Source organism: Zobellia roscoffensis (assembly GCF_015330165.1).
Taxonomy (GTDB): domain Bacteria; phylum Bacteroidota; class Bacteroidia; order Flavobacteriales; family Flavobacteriaceae; genus Zobellia; species Zobellia roscoffensis.
Map to the genome: position 1 here is coordinate 2613844 of NZ_JADDXT010000002.1, position 14578 is coordinate 2628421.

Below are 14578 nucleotides of genomic sequence, written 5' to 3' on the forward strand. Positions count from 1 at the left end.
AACCAAGCCCATGAAAAATTTCTACCTAATAGGTTTCCTGATTCTTTTCTGTTCCATGAGCATTAACGCTCAAGATGGATTGAATATCTCAGGAGCCAATATTTCAATAACCCCGGGAGCAACTGTTCGTGTACTAAATGGAGATTTTCGAGTTTCGGGAGACGCCGAGGTGAAGAATGAATCCGCAATAAGTGTAGACGGCAACTGGTTGAACAATAATAGTACAAGTCAAATTTTCACCCAAGACTCCGAGGGTATGGTAATCTTAACCAAAACAACGGATGTAACAACTATTGGGGGAACTACAACTACCCTTTTTTATAATCTTACATTAGAGGTTGATGAAGCTACTCTAGAAGTAAATACCATTGTAGGAGGTTCGGTTTCAGGAACTAACTTAGGGGTTATAGATCTTAATAATTCAGGTCTAGACTTAAATTCAAACACCTTACAAATAACAAATTCATTAATAGGTGCATTAATTACTAATGAAGGGTATATTATAAGTGAAGACGTTCTTAACCAAAGTAAAGTTTTATGGCAAACGTCACCTACAGGTGGAGCTTACACAGTTCCTTTTGGAACTGCTGCAGGAGAACGTATTCCGTTAACGGTAGAAAGGGCCACAGGTGATTTAGGAGAAATTACGGTTTCTACATATCCTACGGGGTTGGATATGACTCCGTATCCTTCTCAACCAGAAAATGTAACAAATATACTAGATACGACAGATACGAGTCTTGTAGGCAGTGCGGTCAACCGATTTTGGCAGCTAGATAAAACAGAAAGTGGAACGGCAAACCTAACATTTACATATGCCGATGCCGAAGTGCCTAGTAGTGGAGAGAACAACCTTTCTTCCTACAGGTACGATACTACAGTAAATAAATGGGAGCCGAAAGGCGCTAGTTCATCTGATTTTGCCAATAACCAAGTTATGGTTAACGGTATTAATGAGTTCTCGCCATGGACTATTGGAGGGGGAACACCAGAAGATTTAGATGGCGATGGTATTGTCAATGCAGATGATTTGGATAATGATAATGATGGTATTTTAGATACGGATGAAGGTGTTTGTACGCCAAATCAATCGGGTACTTGGGGTGGTTTTAGTAACAATGTAACTTATGATTATGGAGATGGTGTCATTATACGTATGACAACCGCAGCATCGAATGGCTTTGCCCTAGGAGGGTTTAACCCAGCAGGTGCAGGATTTTGGTCAGAAAATTTGGCTGGAGATCCATCCATTCAATGCGACTTTTTATTTGATGAAAGTGTAACTGTTAGTTTTGAGGATAGTTCGGGAAATCCGGTTCAAGTAACAAATCCCATTATTCATTTTGATAGAATTGGAGGTTCGGCGGATAATGTTCAAAATTCCGCTGAAATTACATTGCAAAACGGATTAACATGGATTGAATTGACAGGTACTGATGATTTTTCAGCAACTTCTACAACAGCCAGTGATGGGGGCGCGGGATCAACAGCGGGTATTAATGCAAATGGATATAGCCCGGAATCTACACAGAACGATATAGATGGTACTGCCGCGGGTAGTATGGAAATTCAGGGAACGGTCAGCACTTTTACGCTTACTTTTCCGTCCGCATCAACTACAACAGGTACAGCAGATGGAATTGAGATGATTGTTTTTGCATGTAAGCAGATTGATGATGATGATGACGGTATACCTAACTATTTAGATTTAGATAGTGATAATGATGGTTGCCCAGATGCAATAGAAGGTGGTGCAAGTTATAATTACAACGATATTGATGAAAATTATACCCTAACAGCTGCAGTAGACGGAACAGGAGTTCCTGGTGGAAGTTCCCAGACAGTAGGCACTTCTCAAGATAAGTCACAGCAAGCTGCAGAATGTAGTGAATGTCACCCAACAAACCCTTCTTATGTTGATAGTGATAATGATACTATTGGAGATTTTTGTGATGTTGATGATGATAATGATGGTATTTTGGATACGGATGAAATTGGTGATTGCGGAAAAACCGGAGTGTGGACAGACTTAGGAAACGGTGTCTGGGAATCTTCTGTCTCAGCGGATTTGAAGGTTCGTGTAACCATGGAAAATTTAGGTGCTTATTGGAATGCTGCAGGTTTTCCACAAAACGGCGCATTTGATAATACGTGTGCTAATTTTACTTCAGATTATGGACCATTACCAGGTGATGATGGACTTCAAATATTAGTAGGTTTTCAACCTTCACAACCGGCAGTTTTAAATACTAATTTTATTGTAGAATATTTAGATGCCGCTGATAATCCAGTAAATGTGGATAATCCTAAAATGCATTGGGCAGGTGTAGGGGGTACTAATGGAAACGATATTAATACTTCAGAATGGACGCTTCAAGGGGGTAATACTGCAAATGTATTAAGTTCATTCCAAGGATTTGAAATTGTTAATAATGGAACAACTATAAGAAAAGCCGGTTTAGGTAGCGATAATGGACAAGGCGCGGCTGATTGTGCAGATGGAGAGGCTTCGGGTACTATTAGAGTGAATGGTGTTCTAAGTACATATACGTTTAATGTTGTTCAATATAATAGTTCTGGAGCTGTCGATTTTACTTCAGGAGATGGAATAGATTTTATTTTTGAAGGTTGTGTGTTAATTGATACGGATAATGACGGTACTCCTGACCATTTAGATAATGATAGTGATAATGATGGTTGTTTTGATGCTCTTGAAGGTGATGGAGGCTATACGCTAGCTGATGTTGATACAAACGGTAAACTTACTGCGGCGGTTGATGCAAACGGAATTCCTGCTGGAACCTCACAAAACGATGTAAGTTCAAAAAATGCTAGCGTTACAGGTGGTGAATGTGATGATGATAATGATGGTGTAAATAATACCAATGATGTATGTAACGGATTTAACGATAATGCCAATAGCGATGGTGATGCATACCCAGATGTTTGTGATGACGATGATGATAATGATGGTATTTTAGATGTAGATGAACAAACAGATCTTTCTTGTGCCAAGGACTTAACATTGAATACGGATTATAATGGAACTGATTTTGATATAGGTGCTTTTGAGCCATTGTCTGTTGGGCAAACATTAACGGCAACCGTTAGTTTTGAAATTGATGATTTAGTTGGTTTTGATGCTTCGGATATTGCAAAATTCAGTTTTAAATATGCTACAACTGCACCTTCTAGTATTGTTCCAACGTATGTATCGGTAAATGACCAAGGTCCTGTTAATATTGATGTAAACTATACTTTAAAAGATGGAGATAATTTAGCTAACTATGATTTCTGTACAGGTCACGATATTTCGTTTACGGAAATTCTAGTAGAACTTAATGACGGAACTTTAATGTCTATTCCAGATGTTGTAGACCAAGAAATTTGTGGTTCTGGAAATACCGCAACTGCTTTTACGTATACCTATTACGATTGTGATAACGATGGTATTCAAAATCAATGGGATTTAGATTCTGATAAGGATGGTTGTCCAGATGCCTTGGAAGGTGGCGGAACCTATACTTATGCAGATGTAGATGGTGCATTTAGATTAATCGCAGCTGTTGATGGCAATGGTGTTCCTGGAGGTGCTCCCCAAACCATTGGAACAACGTTAGATAATACGCAACAAGCTAGTGAGTGTAGTGAGTGTAGCCCATCTCACCCTTTATATGTAGATAGTGATGGTGATGCAATTGGTGATTTCTGTGATCTGGATAATGACAATGATGGTATTTTGGATTCAGAGGAATGTCCATCCGTTGTAGGGTCAGTAGATTCAGGTAATAATTCAACTCACATCACTGGTTTTTATGAGGCAAATGGTAATAATATATTAGGGTTTACTATAAATCCTGAGTATGCCTCAAGTGTACTTTCATCAACTTCAGGTATACAAATAAGATGGGATCAAGGAACAACTGATGCCATTACAACAGTAGATCTTATTTTAGATGCACCAACTTCGGGAGCATTAGAATCTGTTATTTTAGGCAATGGAGCAGAAGGTGTAACGGCAGGAACTCAAAATGCTAAAAAAGAAATTACTCTTACTTGGAGTGGAGGTGGTTCAGCTATCTTAAATGATCCTTTAGATGAAGTTACAGGTCGAGTTACTGGAGATGTTTTATTTTCAGGTGATATTATTGAAATTAATAATGGTACTTCTTATTCTCTGAGAGATACAGAGTGGAGTGTTGAGGTTGATATGTCCAGTGTAATAACTTTTCCAACAACAGTTTCGTTTTATGCAGATTCAAGTATAAATGGTGGTACAAATTATAATAGAGAAGGTTTTGCCTTTACACCTGTTATTAATTGTCCAGATACAGATGGGGATGGGATTCCTAATTCGTTAGATACGGATAGCGATAACGACGGTTGTAATGATGCTGTCGAAGCAGGGCATTTAGATGATGATAATGATGGAGAAGTAGATGGTTCGGGATACGATGCAAACGGACAAGTATCAGGTGCAGCAACAGCATATACGGGTACTACGAACGGAGTAACAACGGCATCGGAAAGCAGTATTGATACGGCGCCAACAGATCAAGAAGAACGAGTTGGTGACGATGCTACATTTACTGTAACAGCTTCTGCTTTAGATGCCTCAGCGTATAATTCGGGAACACCAACGTATGATGTGAATGCTAGTCCAACCTACCAATGGCAGGTAAGTACAAATTCTGGATCTACTTTTTCGAACATATCGGGGGCAACTAATTTCAGTTTAATTATTTCGGATGTTACCCTTATTATGGATGGGAATATCTATAAGGTTTTAGTTAGTAGTGCTAACAATACCTGTCCAGAAGAAGCACAAGCTACTTTAACGGTAATAAATAACGTTGATGCAATAGATGATTCTGCGGGTATAACAGCTGTAGAAGGGTTTTTTGGAGCTACTGATGTAGTGAATGTATTTGACAATGATGAATTAAATGGCGCAGTACTTAACCCTGCAAGTGTAACTATTACTCCAGTAACCAATGGACCTTTAACAGTTAATGGAGATGGTTCTGTAGATGTTGCAAATAACACTGATCCAGGTTCTTATACTGTAGACTATCAAATATGTGATGCGACAAACCCTACAAATTGTGATATAGCCACGGTAACGGTAAATGTTGGAGTGAATAGTCTGCCAACTGCACAAGATGATGAGGTTTCAATCGCTCAGGATACAAGTAATAATAGTATTGACGTATTGGCTAATAATGGTAATGGTCCTGATACTTTTGGTGGTGATGGTCCTAATTCCGGAGCAATTATACTTCCAAGTACTACAACTACTAATGGAGGTACGGTCTCAATAGATAATAATGGTACGCCATTAAATCCAACAGATGATACAGTCTTATATACACCTGCTGCTGTTTATAGCGGAGCAGATTCTTTTACCTATACGATTACGGATGCAAATAATGATTCGGATACCGCTACTGTAAATGTTACCGTAGTTGCAACTCCAACTATTGCAATCAATGTAGTGGCTGTGGATGATATTATCAATGCAACTGAAGATGATAGTCCAGTGACCATTTCTGGTACAACAACTAATGTAGAAGATGGACAAGTAGTAACCGTAACCTTAAATGGAGAAACCTATACAGCTACTGTTACAGGAAATACATGGACACTAGATGTGCCTGTAGTAGATATACAAGCATTGGACCCTACGGAAACCATTACTGCAGATGTAGCGAGTGATTTTGGAACAGATGCTGTGCAAGCCACTAGAGATATTCAACATATCACTACGCTACCAGTACCAGTCTTAGAGATAGATGACATCACAGCAGATAACATATTAAACGCAGCAGAAGCTGGTGCCGATGTTGCCGTAACGGGAACAGTAAGTGGAGATTTCAATGACGGCGATACGGTGACCTTAACAGTAGATGGTACAGATTATACAGGAACTGTAGATGCAGCTGGAGATTATAGTATCGATGTACCAGGAAGCAAACTGGCTGCCGATGCAGATACCACTGTAGATGGTAGTGTAACCACTACGGATACTGCAGGTAATACAGGAACAGCAACGGATACACAACTGTATTCAGTAGATACGACAGTACCTGTACCAGTTCTAGCAATAGACGATATCACAGCAGATAACATTCTTAACGCAGCAGAAGCAGGTGCCGATGTTGCCGTAACGGGAACTGTTTCGGGTGACTTCAATGACGGAGACACCGTTACTTTAACGGTAGACGGTACAGATTATACAGGAACTGTAGATGCTTTAGGAGCATACAGTATCGATGTACCTGGAAGCAAGTTAGCTGCCGATGCAGATACCACAGTTGACGGAAGTGTAACCACAACCGATACCGCTGGTAACTCAGTAAGTGCAATAGATACGCAATTGTATTCAGTAGATACGACATTGCCAGTACCAGTTCTAGAGATAGATGACATCACAGCAGATAACATATTAAACGCAGCAGAAGCTGGTGCAGATGTTGCCGTAACGGGAACAGTAAGTGGAGATTTCAATGACGGAGACACCGTTACTTTAACAGTAGATGGCACAAATTACACAGGTACTGTTGATGCACTGGGTGCATACAGTATCGATGTCCCAGGAAGCAAACTGGCTGCCGATGCAGATACTACGGTAGATGGTAGTGTAACTACAACCGATACCGCAGGGAATTCAGCAAGTGCTACGGATACACAATTATATTCAGTAGATACTACATTGCCAGTACCAGTCTTGGAAATAGACGATATCACAGCAGACAACATCCTAAATGCAGCGGAAGCTAGTGCCGATGTTGCCGTAACGGGAACCGTATCTGGTGACTTCAATGACGGAGACACCGTTACTTTAACCGTAGACGGTACCGATTATACAGGTACTGTTGATGCACTGGGAGCATACAGTATCGATGTGCCGGGAAGCAAACTGGCTGCCGATGCAGATACTACGGTAGATGGTAGTGTAACCACTACGGATGCAGCAGGGAATTCTGCAAGTGCTACGGATACACAACTGTATTCGGTAGATACGACATTGCCAGTACCTGTTCTAGAGATAGATGACATCACAGCGGACAATATCCTAAACACAACGGAAGCCGGTGCCGATGTTGCCGTAACGGGAACTGTTTCTGGTGACTTCAATGACGGAGACACCGTTACTTTAACAGTAGATGGTACTGATTATACAGGAACTGTTGATGCTTTAGGAGCATACAGTATCGATGTACCAGGAAGCAAGTTAGCTGCCGATACAGATACAACTGTTGATGGTAGTGTAACCACTACGGATACTGCTGGGAATTCAGGAACAGCAACGGATACACAAGTGTACTCTGTTAATACTACCGCTCCTGCAATCGTAATCAATACAGTTGCTGTGGATGATATTATCAACGCAACAGAAGACGATAGTCCGGTGACAATAAGTGGTACAACAACTAATGTAGAAGATGGACAAGTAGTAACGGTAACCTTAAATGGAGAAACCTATACAGCTACTGTTTCTGGAAATACCTGGACGCTAGATGTGCCTGTAGTAGATATACAAGCATTGGATCCTACGGAAACTATCACTGCAGATGTAAGCGACCTTGGAGGTAATCCAGCAACTCAGGCAACTCGTGATATTCAATACGATGCTACATTGCCAGTACCAGTCTTGGAAATAGACGATATCACAGCGGACAATATCCTTAACGCAGCAGAAGCTGGTGCCGATGTTGCCGTAACGGGAACAGTAAGTGGAGATTTCGATGACGGAGACACCGTTACTTTAACCGTAGACGGTAGTACCGATTATACAGGTACTGTTGATGCATTAGGAGCATACAGTATCGATGTACCAGGAAGCAAACTGGCTGCCGATGCAGATACAACTGTTGATGGTAGTGTAACCACTACGGATGCAGCAGGGAATTCTGCAAGTGCTACGGATACGCAATTGTATTCAGTAGATACGACATTGCCAGTACCAGTCTTGGAAATAGACGATATCACAGCGGACAATATCCTTAACGCAGCAGAAGCTGGTGCCGATGTTGCCGTAACGGGAACAGTAAGTGGAGATTTCAATGACGTCGATACGGTGACCTTAATAGTAGATGGCACAAATTATACAGGAACTGTTGATGCACTGGGTGCATACAGTATCGATGTCCCAGGAAGCAAACTGGCTGCCGATGCAGATACTACGGTAGATGGTAGTGTTACGACAACCGATACCGCAGGGAATTCAGCAAGTGCTACGGATACACAATTATATTCAGTAGATACTACATTGCCAGTACCAGTCTTGGAAATAGACGATATCACAGCAGACAACATCCTAAATGCAGCGGAAGCTGGTGCCGATGTTGCCGTAATGGGAACGGTAAGTGGAGATTTCAATGACGGAGATACCGTTACTTTAACGGTAGATGGTACTGATTATACGGGAACTGTTGATGCTTTAGGAGCATACAGTATCGATGTACCAGGAAGCAAGTTAGCTGCCGATACAGATACCACAGTTGACGGAAGTGTAACCACTACGGATACCGCTGGAAATTCAGCAAGTGCTACGGATACACAATTATATTCAGTAGATACTACATTGCCAGTACCAGTTTTAGAAATTGATGATATCACAGTAGACAATATCCTAAATGCGGCAGAAGCTGGTGCCGATGTTGCCGTGACAGGAACTGTTTCTGGTAACTTCAATGACGGAGATACCGTTACTTTAATAGTAGACGGTACAGATTATACAGGAACTGTTGATGCATTGGGAGCATACAGTATTGATGTACCAGGAAGCAAACTGGCTGCCGATACAGATACCACAGTTGACGGAAGTGTATCGACAACCGATACCGCTGGTAACTCTGCAAGTGCAACGGATACACAACTGTATTCAGTAGATACTGCTGCTCCAACTATTGCAGTAAATGTAGTTGCTGGTGATGATATTATCAACGCCACAGAAGATGATAGTCCAGTGACTATTTCTGGTACTACTACCAATGTAGAAGATGGACAAATTGCAACCGTAGTCATAAACGGAACTACCTATTCTCCTGTAGTAACTGCTGGTGTTTGGACTTTCGATATAACAGCGTTGGAAGCGCAAGCTTTAGACCCTACGGAAACTATCACTGCGGATGTAAGTGACCTTGGAGGTAATCCTGCAACTCAGGCAACTCGTGATATTCAATACGATGCTACATTGCCAGTTCCAGTTCTAGAAATAGACGATATCACAGCAGATAACATTCTTAACGCAGCAGAAGCTGGTGCCGATGTTGCCGTAACGGGAACAGTAAGTGGAGATTTCAATGATGGCGATACGGTGACCTTAATAGTAGATGGCACAAATTATACAGGAACTGTTGATGCACTGGGTGCATACAGTATCGATGTACCGGGTAGCAAGTTAGCTGCCGATGCAGATACCACTGTAGATGGTAGTGTAACCACTACGGATACTGCAGGTAATACAGGAACAGCAACGGATACACAACTGTATTCAGTAGATACAACATTGCCAGTACCAGTTCTAGAAATAGATGACATCACAGCGGATAACATATTAAACGCAGCAGAAGCTGGTGCTGATGTTGCCGTAACGGGAACAGTAAGTGGAGATTTCAATGACGGAGATACCGTTACCTTAACAGTAGACGGTACCGATTATACAGGTACTATCGATGCAGCTGGAGATTATAGTATCGATGTACCGGGAAGCAAATTGGCTGCCGATACGGATACTACGGTAGATGGTAGTGTAACGACAACCGATACCGCTGGTAACTCAGCAAGTGCTACGGATACACAATTATATTCAGTAGACACCACTGCTCCTATTCCAGTCTTAGAAATAGACGATATCACAGTAGATAACATTCTTAACGCAGCAGAAGCTGGTGCCGATGTTGCCGTAACGGGAACAGTAAGTGGAGATTTCAATGATGGCGATACGGTGACCTTAACGGTTGATGGTACAGATTATACCGGAACTGTAGACGCTTTAGGAGCATACAGTATTGATGTACCAGGAAGCAAGTTAGCTGCCGATGCAGATACTACGGTAGATGGTAGTGTAACCACAACCGATACCGCTGGTAACTCAGCAAGTGCTACGGATACACAACTGTATTCAGTAGATACGACATTGCCAGTACCAGTTCTAGAAATAGATGATATCACAGCAGACAATATCCTAAACGCAGCAGAAGCTGGTGCCGATGTTGCCGTAACGGGAACAGTAAGTGGAGATTTCAATGACGGCGATACGGTGACCTTAATAGTAGATGGTACAAATTATACAGGAACTGTTGATGCACTGGGTGCATACAGTATCGATGTACCAGGAAGCAAACTGGCTGCCGATGCAGATACTACTGTTGATGGTAGTGTAACCACTACGGATACTGCAGGTAATACAGGAACAGCAACGGATACACAACTGTATTCAGTAGATACTGCTGCTCCGACTATTGCAATTAATGTAGTAGCTGTGGATGATATTGTCAATGCAACGGAAGACGATAGTCCGGTAACTATTTCCGGTACAACAACCAATGTAGAAGATGGACAGACGGTAACGGTAACCTTAAATGGAGAAACCTATACAGCTACTGTTACAGGAAATACCTGGACGCTAGATGTGCCTGTAGTAGATATACAAGCTTTAGACCCTACGGAAACTATCACTGCAGATGTAAGCGACCTTGGAGGTAATCCTGCAACTCAGGCAACTCGTGATATTCAATACGATGCTACATTGCCAGTGCCAGTTCTAGAAATAGATGACATCACAGCAGACAACATCCTGAACGCAGCAGAAGCTGGTGCCGATGTTGCCGTAACGGGAACTGTTTCGGGTGACTTCAATGACGGAGATACCGTTACCTTAACAGTAGACGGTACCGATTATACAGGAACTGTTGATGCTTTAGGAGCATATAGTATTGATGTGCCAGGAAGCAAATTGGCTGCCGATGCGGATACCACTGTAGATGGTAGTGTAACCACTACGGATACTGCAGGTAATACAGGAACAGCAACGGATACACAACTGTATTCAGTAGATACAACATTACCAGTACCAGTTCTAGAGATAGACGATATCACAGCAGATAATATCCTAAACGCAACAGAAGCTGGTGCCGATGTTGCCTTAACGGGTACTGTTTCGGGTGATTTCAATACTGGTGACACCGTTACTTTAACAGTAGATGGTACAGATTATACAGGAACTGTAGATGCTTTAGGAGCATACAGTATCGATGTACCAGGAAGCAAGTTAGCTGCCGATGCAGATACTACAGTTGACGGAAGTGTATCGACAACCGATACCGCTGGTAACTCAGCAAGTGCTACGGATACACAAGTGTATTCAGTAGATACCACATTGCCAGTACCAGTTCTAGAGATAGATGACATCACAGCGGATAACATATTAAACGCAGCAGAAGCTGGTGCCGATGTTGCCGTAACGGGAACTGTTTCGGGTGACTTCAATGACGGAGACACCGTTACTTTAACCGTAGACGGTACCGATTATACAGGTACTGTTGATGCAGCTGGAGATTATAGTATCGATGTACCAGGAAGCAAGTTGGCTGCCGATACAGATACCACAGTTGACGGAAGTGTATCGACAACCGATACCGCTGGTAACTCAGCAAGTGCTACGGATACACAAGTGTACTCTGTGAATACTACCGCTCCTGCAATCGTAATCAATACAGTTGCTGTGGATGATATCATCAACGCAACGGAAGACGATAGTCCGGTCACTATTTCGGGTACTACCACTAATGTTGAAGATGGACAAGTGGTAACGGTAACCTTAAATGGAGAAACCTATACAGCTACTGTTTCAGGAAATACCTGGACGCTAGATGTGCCTGTAGTAGATATACAAGCATTGGATCCTACTGAAACTATCACTGCAGATGTAAGCGACCTTGGAGGCAACCCTGCAACTCAGGCAACTCGTGATATTCAATATGATGCTACATTGCCAGTACCAGTTCTAGAAATAGATGACATCACAGCGGATAACATATTAAACGCAGCAGAAGCTGGTGCCGATGTTGCCGTAACGGGAACAGTAAGTGGAGATTTCAATGACGGAGATACCGTTACCTTAACAGTAGATGGTACAAATTATACCGGAACTGTTGATGCACTGGGTGCATATAGTATCGATGTACCAGGTAGCAAGTTAGCTGCCGATGTAGATACCACAGTAGACGGTAGTGTAACCACTACGGATACTGCTGGGAATTCAGGAACAGCAACGGATACACAAGTGTACTCTGTGAATACTACCGCTCCTGCAATCGTAATCAATACAGTTGCTGTGGATGATATCATCAACGCAACAGAAGACGATAGTCCGGTGACTATTTCGGGTACTACCACTAATGTGGAAGATGGACAAGTAGTAACGGTAACCTTAAATGGAGAAACCTATACAGCTACTGTTTCAGGAAATACTTGGACGCTAGATGTGCCTGTAGTAGATATACAAGCCTTAGACCCTACGGAAACTATAACTGCAGATGTAAGCGACCTTGGAGGTAATCCTGCAACTCAGGCAACTCGTGATATTCAATATGACCCTACATTGCCAGTTCCAGTCTTGGATATCGACGATATCACGGCAGACAATATCCTAAACGCAGCAGAAGCTGGTGCCGATGTTGCCGTAACGGGAACAGTAAGTGGAGATTTCAATGACGGAGATACCGTTACCTTAACGGTTGATGGTACAGATTATACAGGAACTGTAGACGCTTTAGGAGCATACAGTATCGATGTACCAGGAAGCAAATTGGCTGCCGATGCGGATACCACAGTAGACGCTAGTGTAACGACAACCGATACTGCAGGGAATTCAGCAAGTGCTACGGATACACAATTATATTCAGTAGATACAACATTGCCAGTTCCTGTCTTAGAAATAGATGATATTACAGCGGACAACATCCTAAACGCAGCAGAAGCTGGTGCCGATGTTGCCGTAACGGGAACAGTAAGTGGAGATTTCAATGACGGAGACACCGTTACTTTAACCGTAGACGGTACCGATTATACAGGTACTGTTGATGCATTAGGAGCATACAGTATCGATGTACCAGGAAGCAAATTGGCTGCCGATACAGATACCACAGTAGACGGAAGTGTAACCACTACGGATACTGCAGGAAACAGTACTACTATTACAGAGACTAAAGTATATGTTGTAGATGAAGAGGAGCCAATAGTAACGTTGACTATTAATGATGTTACAGATGATAATAGCATAAATACCATTGAAGCAGGTGCTGATATTCCAATAACGGGAACATTGATTGGAGATTTCAATGAAGGGGATACTGTAACTTTAATTGTAAACGGAAATACTTACACAGGTACAGTAGATGATTTGGGCAACTTTAGTATTGATGTTCCTGGAAGTGATTTAGTAGCAGATAATGACACTTCAATGGAAGTGAGTCTTACAACTTCTGATAGCGCAGGAAACAGCACTACGGTAAATGAAAATAAATCATATGCTATTGATAATGTAGACAATGACCTTGATAATGATGGACTTACCAATGACGAAGAGGATGGCTTAGGGACGGATCCTAATAATCCTGATTCTGATGGTGACGGCATTAATGATGGTCAAGAAGTATTGGATGCTACTGATCCGTTGGATGATTGTGACTCAATTGATGGTACGCCTTTGGACAGTTCAGATTGTGATGAAGATGGACTAACGAACGAAGAAGAAGGAATAAGAGGTACTGATCCAAATGTTGCTGATACCGATGAAGATACAATTTTAGATGGTCAGGAAGTTGCAGATGGTACGGATCCGTTAAATGCATGTAGCTCTAAGGGTGGTACTCCACCAGCAACTGTGGTATGTGGCATTTCGGTTGAGAATGACTTGGTAACGCCAGAGCTTAATGATGGTAGGTTCCTTATTGAAAATATAGAGAGTTACCCGCAAAATAAGGTTAAGATATTTAACCGATGGGGCATAAAAGTTTATGAGGTAGATGGTTATGATAATGAGACTAACGTATTTACAGGGATGTCTATAGGTAGGATAACTATTAGAGCTAACGATGAGCTGCCAGTAGGCGTGTATTTCTATATTATTGATTACGTAGCAGGTGATAACAATCAAACCTTATCCGGGTACCTGTATATTAACAGATAAAGGGTATAGTTATTTTATAAAGAGGCTCTCAAGTTTATCTTGGGAGCTCCTTTCTATTTAGATTAGGTAGTGTTAATTAATTGTGGGTAGAATACATAGAATAACAACCTTAGTCATATACTGCCATATACCAATAAGAAAGAATTGTCTCTGTTGCGTATAGTATAAGAATGGGTGATTAGGGGGAGCTCAATGTATAGATACAATACCGTGCCAGAGTGGGTTCATGAAGGCTTTAGGTATAGCGCGAAATAGAATAGGTTCACTAATAGTGTAGTGGAAGGGAGGGAAAAAAGAGAACTCCAATTGAAATCAACGGAAGGATTTCCATTGGAGTTTGGTTTGCCTCAATAATTGAGATTATAGGCTCCGACGCTT

The 14578-nt window shown here is 41.8% G+C and carries 1 protein-coding gene; it reads left to right on the forward strand.

Going from position 1 to position 14578, the window contains the following annotated elements:
- The first annotated feature begins 10 nt into the window (after positions 1 to 10).
- On the forward strand, positions 11 to 14200 hold the full coding sequence (locus IWC72_RS10990; RefSeq protein WP_194529797.1) for an Ig-like domain-containing protein: 14190 nt from the start codon (positions 11 to 13) through the stop codon (positions 14198 to 14200).
- The last annotated feature ends 378 nt before the right edge of the window (positions 14201 to 14578 follow it).

Bases quoted from the DNA above. Each gene is read 5' to 3' on its own strand.
- IWC72_RS10990 (WP_194529797.1), top strand. From the start codon at position 11: ATGAAAAATTTCTACCTAATAGGTTTCCTGATTCTTTTCTGTTCCATG.